9 protein-coding genes are annotated in these 15,827 nt (G+C 73.3%); 2 read left to right on the forward strand and 7 right to left on the reverse strand.

Features of this window, described 5'->3' with window-relative positions:
• Window positions 1-25 precede the first annotated feature (25 nt).
• The 6 genes from CIW48_RS04545 to CIW48_RS04570 form a co-directional block, all read right to left on the reverse strand.
• A complete protein-coding gene (locus tag CIW48_RS04545; protein WP_149309714.1) occupies window positions 26-997 on the reverse strand; it encodes a helix-turn-helix domain-containing protein in 972 nt (323 codons plus the stop codon).
• Window positions 998-1,255: 258 nt separating this feature from the next.
• Window positions 1,256-1,834 (reverse strand): ABC-type transport auxiliary lipoprotein family protein, encoded by a 579-nt coding sequence (locus CIW48_RS04550; protein ID WP_149309471.1) that lies wholly within the window; start codon window positions 1,832-1,834, stop codon window positions 1,256-1,258.
• Between the two features lie 121 nt (window positions 1,835-1,955).
• Complete coding sequence (locus tag CIW48_RS04555) at window positions 1,956-3,038, reverse strand: MlaD family protein (protein ID WP_149309474.1); 1,083 nt, start codon at window positions 3,036-3,038, stop codon at window positions 1,956-1,958.
• A 95-nt stretch (window positions 3,039-3,133) separates the two neighbouring features.
• Window positions 3,134-3,931 carry an ABC transporter ATP-binding protein gene (locus CIW48_RS04560; protein ID WP_173009177.1) on the reverse strand — a complete coding sequence of 266 codons (798 nt, stop codon included), beginning with the start codon at window positions 3,929-3,931 and terminating at the stop codon, window positions 3,134-3,136.
• A gap of 10 nt (window positions 3,932-3,941) precedes the next feature.
• Window positions 3,942-5,096, reverse strand: a complete 1,155-nt coding sequence (locus CIW48_RS04565) for an MlaE family lipid ABC transporter permease subunit (RefSeq protein ID WP_149309476.1) — start codon at window positions 5,094-5,096, stop codon at window positions 3,942-3,944.
• A 49-nt stretch (window positions 5,097-5,145) separates the two neighbouring features.
• The gene (locus CIW48_RS04570; RefSeq protein WP_149309478.1) at window positions 5,146-6,321 is read right to left on the reverse strand and encodes an MFS transporter; all 1,176 of its coding nucleotides are present in this window, start codon (window positions 6,319-6,321) and stop codon (window positions 5,146-5,148) included.
• A gap of 139 nt (window positions 6,322-6,460) precedes the next feature.
• Between CIW48_RS04570 and CIW48_RS04575 the strand changes: the two genes are divergently transcribed.
• Entirely contained in the window at window positions 6,461-7,675 is a 1,215-nt protein-coding gene (locus tag CIW48_RS04575; protein WP_149309480.1) for a hypothetical protein, read from the forward strand.
• 152 nt (window positions 7,676-7,827) lie between these two features.
• The gene (locus CIW48_RS04580; RefSeq protein WP_149309482.1) at window positions 7,828-8,268 is read left to right on the forward strand and encodes a DUF1489 domain-containing protein; all 441 of its coding nucleotides are present in this window, start codon (window positions 7,828-7,830) and stop codon (window positions 8,266-8,268) included.
• A 136-nt stretch (window positions 8,269-8,404) separates the two neighbouring features.
• Here the strand turns inward: CIW48_RS04580 and CIW48_RS04585 are convergent, their stop codons facing one another.
• The gene (locus tag CIW48_RS04585; protein ID WP_149309484.1) at window positions 8,405-15,799 is read right to left on the reverse strand and encodes a hypothetical protein; all 7,395 of its coding nucleotides are present in this window, start codon (window positions 15,797-15,799) and stop codon (window positions 8,405-8,407) included.
• Window positions 15,800-15,827: the final 28 nt, after the last annotated feature.

The following is a 15,827-nucleotide window of genomic DNA, read 5'->3' on the forward strand; positions in this document are numbered from 1 at the left end:
AGCGCAGTGGCGCAGGAAGGGCTCGTCAGCCCTGGGCCGTCAGCAGGATGGCGCGCAGGCGGTAGTCGCGGGGACTCAGGCCGTAGCGCTCCTTGAAGCGGCGGGAGAAATGCGGCTGGCTCGTGAAGCCGCAGCCATAGGCCAGGGTGCCCAGCGGCAGATGGAGGCAGCCTGGGTCGGCCAGACGTCTGGCCGCCGCCTCCAGCCTGCGGTCCCAGATCCAGTCCGAGATGTGCTGGCCGCGCGCGCGGAACAGGGCCTGCAGCCGCCGCAGGGACACGCCGGTCGCGGCCGCGAGCAGGGGCGGATCCAGCGCCGGATCGTGGAGGTTGGCCTCGATATAGGCTTTGGCACGCTGCATCACGACGCTGTCCTGAACCGGCTGCCGCACCTCCTGCCCGAGCCGCTCCGTGAGGCTGGCAACGATGAGGTCGAGCCCCGTCGAGACCATGTTCTCGGCCACCTGGGGCGTCAGCCGGTCCCCCAGGCTGAGCAGGTTGCCCAGGAACGACCGGGTCAAAGTCGCGATGGGAAGACCGCCGCCGACGGTCACGCCGGCGAACAGGCGGGCGGATCCCAAGGGCCCCTCCAGCCGCTCCCGCGGGATCGCGATCGCCAGCACCTCGCTGTAGCCGTTGTGCTCGATCGTCCAGGGCGTGTTCGTGTCCCGGATCGAGAAATCGCCGGCACCATCCGTGCTCGACCGATCGTATTGATCCGCCTGCACCCGCCCCGCGAGCACCATGCTCATAAACAGATGGTCGGTCTTGTGGTTTTCGTGGCGGAGCGTGCGCGGCGTCGTGGCCGCTTTCAAATTCCGCAAGGCGAATTTCGTAAAAACCAGACCGCCGATACTGGTCCCGCTGATCGTCGCATGAAATGGCTCGTCGCCGAGACACGTCTGCGCCATCGGAACCAGGCGGTCTTCACAGACGTCCCGCCAAAGGCGAAAACGATCCTTTTCCAATACACCTTCGGTTGAAAATAGAATCTGCATCGCGGCAGCGCTATGAACGCGATTGCTGCGCTCTGCAACAGTGGATCTGCCGCGCATGCTGCCGCAGTCTCGTGGGACGAGGACCGACCGGTGGACGGCGCGATCGTCTACGATGGATCCCGTGGGCCGGCCCGGTCACCCGCTGTCCCCGGCGGCATGCCGGGCCGTGGACCGGATCCGCGCCCCGCACCCGGAGGACGATCAGGCGGGAGCGCGGACCGCCGCGGAGACGCCGGCGACGCCGGACCCTGGGGGGCGTCAGCGCCCGCTATTCACCCACCGCACCACGTCGGCCAGCACCGTGGTCAACGCCTGGTCGAGGGCGCGGGCGCCGTTGCCGGCGTCGACCTTGGCCACAGGCACCCGGGCCGTGAAGATCCGTGCCGCCGTCACCTTGCCGGTGCCATCGGCGACGAGCTTCAGCGACAGGTCGACCACCGCCTCGCCGGTCCCGGCCTGGACGTCGAAGGCACGGATCTCGCTGATCAGCTGGTAATCGGCCACGACCTTGTCGCCGGGCCGGCTCACCGAGCGGAGCCGGCCGGAATTCTCCAGGCTCTGGATGAGCCGCGTCTGGATCAGCCGCGGCAGCCGGTCGGCCCATTGGCCGCCGCCCAGGAAGGAGAGCGCCCCGCCATTCTCGCGCACGATGATCCGGTCGGCCTCGAAGGGCTGGATGCTCACCGGCTCCGAGACCGCGATCGACCGGCCGGCCGCGACCGGCCGCCCCGCGGACGGCAGCGCCGCGAGGTCGAAGGTGAGGGGCGCCGCGCCGCCGCAGCCGCCCAGGAGGGTGGCGAGCAGCGCGGCAGCGGCGATGTGGGACGAGCGGACCATACGCATGACCTGGAGGACCCCACCGGCGAACGGCGGAGCTGTATAAGCTATGCGGTTAAAACTAATCCGCCGTGGCATCCGTGCCGTGCGCCGGGACACATGCGCCCGGGCACACGCCATTTCACCGCCCGCCGTTGTATTCGGGCAACGATGGCTTGCCGCCGAAGATCACCTGGCTCGGGTCGCGCTCCAGGCTGCGCACCGTGCGGTTGAGGGTGCTCAGAGTCCGCTGGCCGTCCCCCGACAGGGCCTCCACCTCCCGGCGACCGGTGCCGCTGAGCCGGCCGAAATTGGCCGAGATGCTGGCGGTGCGCTTGTCGAGGTTCTCCGACATGGTCCGGAACGCCTTGCCGGCGTCACGCACCGAGATCGCCGCCGCGCGGATCTCCGAGAAGGTGCTGGAGCCTTCCTGGCCGGAGGCCGACCCCAGGAAGCCCTGCGCGCCGTTGAGGACCGCGTCGATCTTGTCGGCCGAGGCGTTGAGCTTGGCGGCGAGGGAGCGGGCATCGTGCAGGCCAGCCTCGATGTCGGGGCTGGCCTTGGACAGGGCCGCGGAGAAGCGGTCGGCGTTGTCGATCACGCGGCCGAGCTTGGCCCCGTCCACCGCCTTGACCAGGGCCGAAATGTTCGGGCCGGCATCCGCCAGCGTCTTCGAGAAGGTCTCGACATTGGCGAGCGACCGGTTGATCGCCCCCTCGTTGGCGGAGACGAGCCGGTCGAGCCGGGCCAGCATGTCGTCGGCCCGCTGCGCCACCTGGCGCGCCAGCGCCATCATGTCCTGCATGTCGGAGGAATCGGCGAAGATCGTCGGCGGCTCGCCGTTGGCCATCGGGGTCAGCACCGGCGCGTCGGCATTGCCGCCCGACAGGGAGATCACGGAGACGCCGGTGAGCATCGCCGAGTCGAGGCGGGCGCGGGTGTCGGCCCGGAGCGGCGTCGCGGGGTCGACCTTGATCGTGGCGAGCACCCGGCGGGGATCCTGCGGGGCGAGACGGATGTCGGTGACCTCGCCGACCTTGATGCCGTTGAAGTTCACGCTCGAGCCGCGCGACAGCCCCCCGACCGAGCCGGAGAAGACGATGCGGACGATCTGGCTGACCTGCCGCGACGAGCCGCCGGAGAGCCACAGCACGGTGCCGAAGCCCGCCAGGATGACGGCGATGGTGAAGGCCCCGATGAGGGCGTAATTCGCGCGGGTTTCCATGCGCTCAACCTGCGGTTCTGGCCGGCGGAGATCCGGCCGGGCCTGCGGCCCCGGCTCCCGGAGGGGAGCAGGGCGGGATCTGGGTGGGGCTGCGATCAGGCATGAGCCGAGGCGCCGCCGGTGGCGATGGTCCGGGCGCGCTTGCCGTGGAAGTAGGAGCGCAGCCAGGGATGGTCGCTCGCCAGCATCTCGTCGATCGTGCCGGCCGCGATGATCTGGCCGTCGCCGAGCGCCGCGATGCGGTCGCAGGCGGTGTAGAGGCTGTCGAGGTCGTGGGTGACCATGAAGACGGTCAGGCCCAGCGTCTCCTTGAGGGTCGAGACGAGGTCGTCGAACTCGCCCGCGCCGATCGGGTCGAGGCCCGAGGTCGGCTCGTCGAGGAACAGGATCTCGGGATCGAGGGCCAGGGAGCGGGCGAGCGCCGCGCGCTTGATCATGCCGCCCGACAGTTCCGAGGGTAGCTTGTCGGCGGCGTCGGGCTTGAGGCCGACCATCTCGATCTTCAGGCGGGCGAACTCGTCGAGCAGGCGCTCGGACAGGTTCAGGTGCTCGCGCATCGGCACCTGGATGTTCTGCTTGACGGTGAGCGCCGAGAACAGGGCACCCTGCTGGAACAGCACCCCCCAGCGCTGCTCCATCCGGCGCCGCTCGGCATAGGTGAGTTCATCGACGTCGCGGCCGAACACCTCGATCGTCCCGGCGCGCTTGGGGTTGAGTCCCAGGATCGTCCGGGTGAGCACCGACTTGCCCTGACCCGAGGGCCCGACAAAGCCCAGGATCTCGCCGGCGCGGATGTCCAGGCTCAGGCCTTTGAGGATGTTGCGGTCGCGGAAACCGACCACGAGGTCGCGCACGCGGATGATCGGGGCGGAGGCGTTCGACGAGGCATTCATCGGGGCGCCCTCAGAAGTCGATCGCGGCGAAGAACACCGCGAACAAGCCGTCGAGGACGATGACCATGAAGATGGCCTTCACCACCGACGCGGTGACGTGGCGGCCGAGCGATTCCGCGGAGCCCTCGACCGCGAAGCCCTCGATCGTGGCGATCACCCCGATGGTCAGCGCCATGAACGGCGCCTTGATCAGGCCGACCATGACGTGGTGGACGCCCACCGCCGCCTGGAGCCGGACCAGGAACTGGTCGAGGGTCAGGCCGCCGTAGAGCATCGCGGTGAGGCCGCCGCCGGCGAGCGCCGCGAGGTCGCCGATCAGGGTCAGCATCGGCAGACCGATCATCAGGGCGAGCACGCGGGGCACGATCAGGATCTCGACCGGATCGAGACCCATGACCCGGAGGGCGTCGACCTCCTCGCGCATGCGCATGGAGCCGATCTCGGCGGTGATCGCCGAGCCGGAGCGGCCGGCAACCATGATCGAGGTGAGCAGCACGCCCATCTCGCGCAGGATCAAGAGGCCGATCAGGTTGACCACGAAGGTCTGGGCGCCGAAGCGCTGGAGCTGGAAGATGCCCTGCTGGGCGACGATGCCGCCCACGAGGAACGAGATCAGCACGATGATCGGCGTGCCGTTGAGCGCCACCTGCTGGATCTGGTTGATCAGGGCGTTGCCGCGGAACGTGCCGGGCCGCAGGGCGACGCGGCCACAGGCGGCGATCAGCTCGCCCAGGAAGGCGAGGGCGGTGACGAATTCGTGGCCGCCCTGCACGGTCTGGCGCCCGGTGGCGTCGAGCAGGCCGATGACCGGCCCATGCCGCCGCGGTGCCGGAGCGTCCGGCTCGCGCAGGCGCACCTCGCCCAGCAGGGTGCGGTGCTCCGGCCGTGCGTTGAGATAGGTGAGGGTGCTGCCCGCCTGCGCAATCTCGGCGCGGGTCCGCTCCAGCACCCAGGCGCCGAGCGTATCGAGGCGCGCGATCCCCGACAGGTCGACCGCCACCGGCCCGGCGCGGCCGGCCGCCGCGATGCCCGCGGCCGCGGCCTCGACGGCCGGTGCCTGGTCGGCGGTCCAGCGGCCGTCGAGCACCAGCCGGCCGTCGGCCGACCGCTCCCGCAGCGCGGCGCCGGCCAAGGCGCCGGGAACAGTGCCCTCGCTCAGCAACACCCTTAACTCCTCGATCGAGGCACCACCCTGCCCGGCGGTTATGACGACATTACGGTTGACGATCCGTCTCCAACCTCACCCCCGGTGCGCGGCGGGAGGCCAGGGCGAGACCCAGGCCCGCGGCCGCCAGCGGCGCCATCAGCAGGAAGGCGAGGGGGCCGCCGGCCCGGTAGGCGAGGCCGCTTCCCAAGGTGGCGACCACCGAGATCCCGGCATTGACGGCGCTGAGCGTGCCCTGCGCCCGCCCGCGGGCGCCGTCGGGCGCGTTGGCCGAGACCGCCGCCATGGCACCGAGCTGCGTCGCCCCGAAGGTCAGGCCGTGAAGGCACTGGAGCGGCACCAGCGCGGCGAGATGGTCGCCGAGGAGGTACATGCCGCACGCGCGCAGGATCGCCGCGACGGCCCCGGCGCCGAGGAGCCGCACCGGGCTGCGCCAGGTGGCGGGCAGGGCGGGCAGGGCGGCGAACAGGGCGATCTCGGCCAGCACGCCCGTCGCCCAGAGCGAGCCGATCCAGGCCGGCGGGATTCCCTGGCTCGTCCAGTAGATGCTGCCGAACCCGTAGATCGCCCCGTGGCTCGCCTGGATCGCGGCCGCCGCGCCGATGCACAGCCAGAGCTTCAGCGGCAGCCGGGGGCGGCCGGATCCCTCCGCCGCCGCCGGCAACGCCGTCACCGCGCGGTTGCGCCAGGCCACCACCGCCGCGCCGAGGGCGAGGCCGGTCAGCAGCAGCGGCACGGCGAGCCGCCCGCCGAGCGCCGAGAGCAGGACCCCGCCCGCGAGGTTCGCCATCAGGAACGCGACGGAACCCGCCATCCGGATCCGCGAATAGGCGAGGCGGCTGTCCCGGCGCACGGCCGCGAGGGTCAGATAGTCGATGCAGGGCACCAGCGGCGCGCCGGCGACCGCGTTGAGCACGATCAGCACGGCGAGCCACGGCCAGGCGATCCCGGCCGCCGCGGGCATCAGCGCGTAGGTCAGGCTGAGGGCGAGGCTGCCGAGCAGGATCAGCCGCCGGGGCCCGAGTCCGCGGTCGAGGAGCGCCATCAGCGGCGCCGTGGCGGCGATCCGGGTGGCGATCGGCAGGGCGAGCAGCAGGCCGATCACCCCGGCATCGAGGCCGAGCGCGTCGAGCCACATGGGCATGAACGGCATGGCGATGCCGATCTCGGTGAACACCACGGCATAGAGCAGCGACAGGCGCGCCGGGCCGGACGGGCGGGGCAAGGCGGGTCTCGACGGGAGGGGGCGGGAGGCGGAAGGCCGCCCGTAAGCGCCCGTTAAAGGGACTCTGTCAAATTCCCGGGGATTGAGGCGCACCGGGGCGGGCCGCCACTGCGCCCGCCGTCAGCGTCCAGAGAGGCCCATGTTCGGTTCCGTCAACCCGAGCGCGAACGCTTCGGCCGAGTACGAGGCGATCGAGGCGACGATCAGCGCCAGCGAGCGCGGACGCTGGTTCCTCGCCGAATATGCGCGCCGCAACCGGGGCGCCGAGACCGAGGTGCTGCTCGGGGCGATCGCGCGGCTGGAGCGGAGCGTCACCGCCGACCGCGGCCAGGAGGCGTTCGGCCACCTGCGCGGCAACCTCCTCGACATGGCCGATGCGATCAGCCGAACCAAGGGCGAGATCGCGGCGCTCAACGCCCCGAACAGCGACGAGACCCGCTTGACGCAGGCCTCGCTCGCCCTCGACGCCATCGTGCGCGAGACCGAACAGGCGACCTCCGACATCCTGGGCGCCGCCGAGGCGATCCAGGAGGCGGCCTGGACCCTGCGCGAGCGTGGCGCCGACGCGCAGGCCTGCGACGACCTCGACCGCCACGCCACCGCGATCTACACGGCCTGCTCCTTCCAGGACCTGACCGCGCAGCGCACCGCCCGGATCGTCTACACCCTGCGCTACCTGGAAGACCGGGTCTCCGCGATGATCGCCATCTGGGGCGAGGACGCGGTGCGGGTGCCGCCCCACCGGGCCGCGCGGCCGGCCGGCGAGCCGGCCGATCTGAACCAGAGCGACATCGACCGCTACATCGCCATGGACGTGCCGGCCGTCACGGTGGCGGCCCTCGTGGCCCGCCCCGGCAGCCCGGCGCTCCACGAGGATCTGGTGTTCCTGCCGGTCTCGGCGGAGGCCGAGTGGGCCGCGGCCAAGCCGGAGGCCGAAGCGCCGGCCGAGGCGAACATCGCCGCGCCGGACCTGATCGCGGATCTTGAGCCGGACACCGTCCTCGCGCCGGTCGAAGAGGGCGATCTGCAGGCAGACTTGCTGACCGACCTGCAGACAGACCTGCAGACAGACCTGCAGGCCGATATCGAGACCGTCTCGGCGGCGATCCCGGACCTTGTCCCTAAGACGGCCTTCGAGTCGGCCCCGGAGGCTGTCTCCCCTCCTGTCACCGGGCCGTTCGCCGCGGCCGCGGCGGAGCCCGACACCGCGATCGGAGAGGACACGGCGGACCTCGCCTGGGAGGAGGACGTCGCGGCGGCCCCCGAGCCGGCCATGCCGCCGGAGGAGCCGGCCCCGAGCTTCGCCGAGATCGAGGCGCTGACGCCGGAGCAGCGGCTCGCCCTGTTCGCCTGAGGAGGTCCGCGCGGGGCCGACCCGGCTCCGGCCGACGTCGCGCATGCAAGACCGGCGGCGCCGACGCCTCTCGCCCGGACGGTTCGGCAGGCGCGCCCCGGCGCGGACCCTGCTATCAGGGGCGCCCCCGGCAATCCCGAGCATAAACCTCCGTGGCCCTGCACCTGATCAAGCTTTGCGTCGGCCCCGCCACCATCGCCGACCTCGAGGCCCGGCAGACCCGGTTCCGGGAGGAGGCGCTCCGGGAGGGACGGCCCGCTTCCCCCTTCCACGTCACCCGCACCCTGCCCAAGCGCCATCACGAGATCACCGGACATGGCTCGATCTACTGGGTGATCCGCGGGACGCTGTCCTGCCGGCAGGCGATCACCGCGATCGAGCCGCTGACCGGCGCGGACGGCATCCCGCGCTGCCGGCTGGTCTTCGATCCGCGCCTCGTCCCGGTGGCGCCCCGGCCCTACCGTCCCTTCCAGGGGTGGCGCTACCTCACGGCGCGCGACGCGCCGGCCGATCTCGGGGCCGAGGCCTCCGGGGACCTCGCCGCCATGCCCGAGGCTCTGCGGCGCGAGTTGGTCGGCCTCGGCCTGCTCTGACCAGGATCCTCCGGTGCGCGCCCTCATCCCGAGGTGCTGGAGCGCAGCGCAGGATGAGGCGAGGATGGCATGAGCCTCCCCCGTCCCCCTCCGTGTGCCCCGCCGGGGCCGCCCGGCCCCGGCGGGATACGTCGTCCTACGCCCCGTCGAAGCGCCCGCTGGCATGGGCCAGCATCGTGTAGACCTTGCCGGTCTCCGAGGTCAGGTAGGCGTCGGTGCGCTTGGCGTCGCTGTCGTTCTTGACGACGTCGCCGAGCAGGCGCTCGAACTCGCTGACGTAGCGGTCGACGCTGCGGCGGAACTCCGCATCCGACCGGTACCGACGCTGGATCTCCGCGAAGGTCGCCCGGCCCTGCGGCGTGTAGATCCGCGGGTCGAACAGGTTCGGCTCGCCGCGGCGGTACCGCTCCCACAGGTCGACCGCGGTCCGATGCTCGATCATCTTGGCGATGTCGGTCGAGATCGTGTCGAGGGCGATCCGTCCGGTCTCGGCGGCGGCCACCGCGGGCCGGCGGGCCGGCGCGGGGGCGGGCGCGGCGGTCGAAGCCTCTGCCGCCGGTTCCTCGTCGTCATCCAGCGAGGCGCGGGTCAGCAGGTCGGACAGCCAGCCGCGCTTGTCGCCGGCCTGCGCCGGGCGGGCGGTCGCGGAGGGGCGCGGCGCCTCGATCCTGGCGGTGGCTGTCCGCGGCGTCGCCGCGGGGGCCGGCAGTGCCGGAGCCGCGGGTGCGGCCGGCGCGGCCGCGGGTGCCGTGGCGGCAGGCGCCGCCGCGACGGCGCGGCCGCCACCCTCCGCGACCCGGCGCTGGGTCTGCGCCTGCGGCTGGGCGACGTCGACCGAGCGGCCGGAGCGCGCGACCAGGGACGACAGTTCGTTGAGCGCCTTGATCTGGTCCGCCACCACCCGGCGCATCTCGCCGGTGGCATCCTGCGTCTCGCGCGGCAGTTCGAGGACGCCCTTGGCGAGTTCGGCGCGGGTCGCGTCGAGTTCGCCGCGGATCGAGCCCGCCATCTCGCGCAGCGCCGAGAAGGAGTCGCCGAAGCTGGCCTGGGCCTCCTGGAAGCCGCTGCGCATCTCGCGGGCCGCCTCCTCGATGACCTGCCGGACACCCTGGGCCGTCTTCTCGCTCTCGGCGCTGGCGCTGTCCTTCAGGTCGGCGAAGGCGCTCGTCACCGAGGCACCGGCACCCTGGGCCGACTGGGCCAGGGACTCGCCGACGGTGCGGGCACGCTCCTCGGCGGCGCGCAGGGTCTGCTCGATGGTCTCGGCCAGGACATTGCCGTTCTGCTCCAGGGCGGCGGCCCGGGCCTCGAAGGCGGCGAGCGCCTCGGTGAGCTTCGTCTCCCGGCCCGACAGCGCCGAACCGATGCGCTCCTCGATGGCCGCGAGGGAGGCCGCGGCCCGGTCGAGGGCCGCCACATGCGCGGCGGTCTGCTCCCCGAGCGAGCGGCCGCGCCCGTCGAGGGTCTCGGCGAGGCGCGAGGCCTCGCTGAGCGCCCCGTCGGCGGCGCCACGCAGGGCCTCGACCTGGGCCGAGACGCCCGCGCTCGCCCGGCCGGTCTCGGCGGCGATGCGCTCCAGTGCCGTCTGGACCTGCTCGATCCGGCCCGCGAGTCCCTGCTCGATCGCGCCGAGATTGGTGTCGGCGCCGGCCACGAGGTCGGTCAGCGCCGTGTTGGCGGCCTCGATCCGCTGGAGCAGGCTGCCGAGTTCCCGACCCATGCGATCGTTGGTTTCGAACAGCTCCGACAGGGTGCGGCCCGCGCCGTCCTCGACGGCGGCGCGCAGCAACTCGGCCGAGGCCCGCGACTGCACGGCCAGTTCCTCGGTCCGCTCCCGCAGGCTCTCGGCCAGGGGCACACCGGTCTCGGAAAGCGCCCGCTCGATCGCCTCGGCCCGGTCCGCCAGGGCTCGGGACAGGTCCATCATCGGCCCGTCGATGGCGCCGCGCAGGCGCTCGACATGGCCCTCCAGGCTGTCGCCGACGGCGCGGCCGCTGCCCTCGACGCTGGCGAGCAGCGCGCCGCCGCGCTCCTCGATGGCGCGCACCAGAGTCTCGGCGCTCTCGGCGAGGCGGCGGGACAGGGCCTCGCCGCGGGCATCCACCAGGGCGCCGAGCGCCGTGGCACGCCGCTCGAACCCGGCCCCGAGGGCCTCGGTGCGGGCGTCGATCAGGCCGGCGAGCGCTTCCTCGCGGCGGCTGAGCGTCTCGGCCAAAGCCGCGTTGTGGGCCTCGACCTGCTCGGCATGGGCCCGCGCCCGCTCGTCGAGGGCGGCGACCAGGGACGCCGTGCGCTCGTCCATGAGGCCCGCGAAGGCGTCGTGGCGATCGTCGAAGGCGGTGGCCAGGGTGTCGGCGCGCTGCGCCACCAGGGTCGCGAACAGCCGCATGCGGCTGTCGATGCGCTGGGTGAAGGCATCGGCGCGGGCGTCGACGCCGCGGGCCAGGGCCTCGCTCTGCGCCTCCACGGCCTGCGCCAGGGCCGCGGTGCGGCCTTCGACCACGCCGTCCAGCTCCCGCAGACGGGTGTCGAAGGTCTCAACCAGCGTACCGGTGCGGCCCGCGACGACGCCGTCGAGGGCGCGCAGGCGGGCGTCGAAGGTCTCGACCAGCGCACCGGTGCGGCCCTCGACGGCACCGTCGAGATCGCGAAGGCGGGTATCGAAGACCTCGACCAGGGCGCCAGTGCGGCCCTCGGCCGCCGCCACCAGGGCCTGGCTGCGCTCCTCCAGAAGCCCTTCGATCGACGCGCGCGCCTGCTCGAAGGTCGCCCGCAGGGTCTCGATGCGCGCGTCGACCCGCTCGGACATGTCGCGGCCGGTGCCCTCGACCAGGGCGCCGAGGCGGTTCTGCACCCGATCGAACAGGGTCTGCAGCTCGCCCGTCCGCTCCTTGAGGGTCTCGGCGAGGCGGTTCTCGCGCTCCTCGAGCAGCCCGGCAATGGCCGGGTTCACCCCCTCGATGGTCGCCTGGAGCGCCTGGGTGCGGTGCTCGATCGTCCCGGCGATCTGGCGGCCGCGATTGTCCACGAGGCGGTCGATCTCGCCCTGCGCCCGCTCGAACAGGCCCTGGAGGTCTGCGAGACGATTGTCGAGCAGGTCCGCCATCTGGGCGGGCGCCGCGTCGAGGGTCGTGCGCAGGCCCTCGGTCCGGGCCGCGATGGCGTCGGCGACTTCCTGGCCGCGCCCGTCCACGAGGTCGCGCAGGCCGGCCTGGGCCTCTTCGAACAGGGTCTGCAGGCGCTGCGTGCGGGCGTCGAGGGTGGCGGCGAGCTGGCGCTCGCGGGTCTCCACCAGGGCCGAGACGGCGGCGGGCGCCTCCTCCAGCACCGCGCGCAGGGACTGGATGCGGGCATCGACCGTGGCGGCGAAGCGGCCGCCGCCGCCCTCGACCACGCCATCGAGGGCCGCCTGGGCCTCCTCGAACAGGGTGCGCAGGGCCTGGGCGCGGGCGGTGAGCGTATCGGCGAGGCGGTTGCCGCGGCCGTCGACCAAGCTCTCGAGATGCCCCAGCCGCTCGTCGAACAGGCTGCCGAGTTGGCGGGTGCGGTCGTCCAGGGCGCCGGTGGCGGAGCCGAACGCGCCCTCCAGGGCGGCGACCAGCGCCTGCCCGCGGCCGTCCAGAGCCTCGTGGATCGGGCCCATGCGGCCGTCGAGGGTCGCGGCCAGGGTGCCGGCGTGGTCGTCCAGCATCACGCGGATCTGGTTGGTCCGGTCGTCCAGCAGGGTGTGGACCGAGCGCACGCCCTCGTCGAGCAGGCCGCTGATGTCGGCGGTGCGGCTCGACAGGGTGTGGCCCAGGCGGCCCTCGCCGGCGTCCAGCATCCGCTCGGCATCCGCGATGGTCTGCTGGAGCTTGGCGAGCACGCTCTCGCCGCGCTGGTCGATCAGCTCGGCCAGTGAGGTGCCGCCGCGGTCGAACAGGCGCGCCAGTTCGGTGATCCGTCCGCCGATCGCCCCGAACACGGCGCGGCCCTTCTCGTCGAGTTCGCCCGACATGGCGGCGATGCGCGCGTCGATCAGGCGGCCGAGGAGGTCGGCGCGCTCCGCGAAGGCCGCGTGCACGGCCTCGGTGCGGGCAGCCAGCGCCGCGTCGGCATTCTCGGTGCGCTCGTCCACCAGCCGGATCATCGAATCCGCGCGGTTCGCCAGCGCGGCCTCCAGGCCGCGCGTGGCCTCCTCGATGGTGCCCGTGAGGGCGCGGACCCGCTCGGCCATGGCGCCGTCGAGGCCGCCGGTCCGGTCGGCGATCATCGCCACGAGGTCGCGGGTCCGGCCGGCCAGTTCCTCGTCCACCGCGCGGGTGCGCGCCTCGATCAGGCGGATTGCCTCGAAGGCCTGCACGCCGAAGCTCTCGTCCACGAGGCGGGCGCGCTCGTCCAGGGTCTCGGCGATCGCCTGCAGGCGACCGATGACGCCGGTGTCGAAATGGCCGGCGCTCTCCTCGATCCGGCGCGCGATCTCGCCCGTGTGCCGGGCGATGTCCTGGCCGAGCCCGGATGTGCGGCCCTCCAGCATCTCGATCAGGCCGCGATGGCCCTCGGCCATGATCCGGGCCATGTCGTCGGTCCGGGCGCGCAGGGCCGCGTCCACGGCGTTGGCGCGGCTGCCGAGATGGTCGTCGATCTGACCGACGAGCGCCGCCACGGCGGCGGCGATCTCGGCGGCGCGCTCCGCGGAGCGGGTCTCCAGGCCGCCGAGATGGGTCTCGATCAGGCTGCCCGCCTCGCGGGCCCGGGTGGCGATCGTCTCGGCGACGTCCTGACCCTTGCCGGTGAGGAGCCGGTCCATCTCCTCCAGACGGGCCCCGACGGTCTCGCCCAGCGCGGCGGTGTCGCGGCCGATCCGGTCGGCCAGGATGTCGCCGCGGGCGATGGTCTCCTGCAGGGCGGCGAGGCGGTTGCCCAGCGTCTCGTCGATCGCCCGGACTCGGCCGTCGGCGGTCTCGGCGAAGCTCGCGCCGGTCTGGCTGAGGGTGTCGGCGATGCGGGCGCCCTGGCTCGCCACGGCGAGCACGATGTCGCGGCCGGTGCCGCTGATCCGGGCCTGGGTCTCGTCGGCATGGCTGGCGAGCAGCTCGGCCACGCCGCGGCCATGCGCGCCGAAGGCGGCTTCCATCTCGCCGATCCGGGCCGCGAGGTCAGCCGAGATCGCGCGGGCGGCCTCGGCGAGGCTGCCGGTGGCGTCGCCGGTCCGGGCGGCGAGTTCGCGGTTGAGATCGTCGAGGGCCGCGCGGACCGCCGCGACGGCGGCGGTGCCGCGGGCGCCGAGTTCGGTGCCGGCGCGGTCGGCGGCGTCGCGGAACCGGGCTGTGAGGATCGCGGTCTCGGCCTCGACGGCGCCGGTGACCTCGCCGGAAGCGTTGCGCAGGGTCTCCAGGGCCTCGGTGAGCCGGGCGGCGGCATCCCGCGTCTGCGTCTCGGCGGCCTGGCTCGCCTGATCGGCGGCATTCCGCAGGGCGGCGGCCGCTTCCTCGGTGCGCGCCGACAGGGCGGCGGCGGAATCTGCGACCCGGCGCTCGAACACCCGAACGGCCTCGAGGGTCCGGGCCTCGACCGCGCCGGTGGCGTCCTCGGCGGTGCCGCGCAGGGCATTGGTGGCCGCCTCGGCGCCACGCTGGAGCGCCGCGACCGCCTCGGCGATGCGGCCGTCGATCTCGCCCGACAGGCCCTCGACGGTGCCGCGCAGGGACTGGACCGCGGAGGAGGCGCCCGCCTCGAAGCCCTGGCCCAGGGCCGCGAAGGCGGCTTCCAGGCTCGCCGCGACCGTCTCGGTCCGGTGCGCTATGCTGCCGCCGGCCTGCTCGGCCGCCGCCGCGACCCGATGCTCCAGATCCGCGGCCCGGACCGTCACAGTCTCGTCGAGGCGCGCCGCGATGCCGTCCATCCGCTCGGCGAGGGCGCCCCCGCGCTCCGCCAGCGCCTCGGCCATCCGCTCGGCGGTGCCGGCAAGCTCGTCGCGCACGGCGCCGGCACGGGCGGTCAGGGTCTCGCCGGCGCCGCTGGCGGCCAGCACCAGGGCGGCCTGGGCGTCGCGCCCGCGGCCCTCGATCGTCTCGGCGACCGACAGGCCCACGCTCTCGATCTCGGCGCGCAGGGCGAGACCGCGGCCGGCAATATCCTGGGTCAGGGCCGAGCCGGTATCGGCGAAGCGGGCGGTGATCTCGGCGCCCATCGCGCCGAAGCGCTCGGTCAGCTCCGAGCCCCGCGCCAGGAAGACGGATTCCAGCCCCGTGACCGACCGTTCGAAGCTCTCGCGCACCGTGCCGGCCTGACGCTCCAGCGCGTCGCCCACGCGGCTGCCGGTCTCCTCCAGGGTCCGGGTCAGGGCGCCGGCATTCTCGGACAGGCGCTCGGCCAGGGCAGCGCCGGCGACCTGGAAGGCGCCGGTCGCCGCGCCGGCGCGGCTCTCGAAGGCGCGGGTCAGGGTCTCGCCGACCTCCTGGAAGCTCCCGCGCACCTCCTGGCTGGTGGCCGCAAGCGTGTCGACGAGGTCGCTGCCCCGGGCGGTCATCAGGTTGACCACCCGGTCGCCGGCCTCGCCCAAGGAGGCGGTGATCGCGGCGCCGCGGGTCTCCAGGGCGCCGGTCACGCGCTCGCCCGCGCCTGTCACCGCGGAGACGATCCGGTCGGAGGCGCCCTCCAGTTCCTGGCTCAGGCTCTGGTGCGAGCCGGTGATGGCGTTGCGCACCCGGTCGGCATTGGTGACGATCGCCTCGCGCTGGGCCACCAGCTCGTCGACGAGGGAGCGGATGCGGATCTCGTTGTCGGAATAGGCGCGCTCCAGCGTGGCGATCTCGCCGCGGACCAGCGTCTCCAGCTCGCCGGCCCGGGCGAGCGCCCGCTCGACGCCGTCGCCCACTGCCGCCACCTCGCGGCGCACGGTCTGCGACATGGTCAGGACCGCGTCGGTGGAGAAGCTCTCAGGCTCGGCCAGACGCACCGCGACCTCGCCGACCGCGCGGGCGACGAGGCGCATCTCCTGGGCGCGCACCGCCAGCATCGCGGCGATCACGAACAGCACCACCGGGGCGAACAGGGCCGCGGCACCGACGCTCGCCTGCAGGGCGGTGAGCCCCGAGACAACGGCGCGCAGGTCACCCTCGGACTTGGCCCAGGCGATCAGCACGAGGGCGCCGATCCAGACGGCGCCGGCGGCCAGCGCGAACAGGTAGGGCTTGGGCGAAGAGCGCACCCGCAGGGTCTGCTGCAGGATGCCGATGTTGCGCCGGTCGTCGTTGGCCACGAGCGAGCGGTCGGGAGGCAGGAGCCCGCCCTCGCGGCGCGGGCGGTCCAGCCCCGGCGGCGGCAGGTCGGAGGCGAGCGGCGGGTCGAGGTCCAGGCGCGGCGGCATGGTCCGCCCGGCGGCCTCAAGGCCGCCGTCGCGCAGGGGATCGGCGTCACCGACATCGGGCAGGCGCGGCTCGGCGCGGCCATCGGTGCCGTTCGGCGTCAGGGCGTCGAGGTTCAGCGCCTGCTCGATCGCAGAGAGCGCGGCCTCGGCCGGGTCCTTCAGCTTCTTCTCGATCGCCATTCAACGCCTCGTTACACGGGTTCACCGG

Origin of the sequence: Methylobacterium sp. P1-11 (assembly GCF_008329595.1) — a bacterium.
Classification (GTDB): domain Bacteria; phylum Pseudomonadota; class Alphaproteobacteria; order Rhizobiales; family Beijerinckiaceae; genus Methylobacterium.

Coding starts and splice junctions, on each gene's coding strand:
- CIW48_RS04550 (WP_149309471.1), bottom strand. CDS start 1,834: ATGGTCCGCTCGTCCCACATCGCCGCTGCCGCGCTGCTCGCCACCCTC.
- CIW48_RS04575 (WP_149309480.1), top strand. CDS start 6,461: ATGTTCGGTTCCGTCAACCCGAGCGCGAACGCTTCGGCCGAGTACGAG.
- CIW48_RS04585 (WP_149309484.1), bottom strand. CDS start 15,799: ATGGCGATCGAGAAGAAGCTGAAGGACCCGGCCGAGGCCGCGCTCTCT.
- CIW48_RS04555 (WP_149309474.1), bottom strand. CDS start 3,038: ATGGAAACCCGCGCGAATTACGCCCTCATCGGGGCCTTCACCATCGCC.
- CIW48_RS04560 (WP_173009177.1), bottom strand. CDS start 3,931: ATGAATGCCTCGTCGAACGCCTCCGCCCCGATCATCCGCGTGCGCGAC.
- CIW48_RS04545 (WP_149309714.1), bottom strand. CDS start 997: ATGCAGATTCTATTTTCAACCGAAGGTGTATTGGAAAAGGATCGTTTT.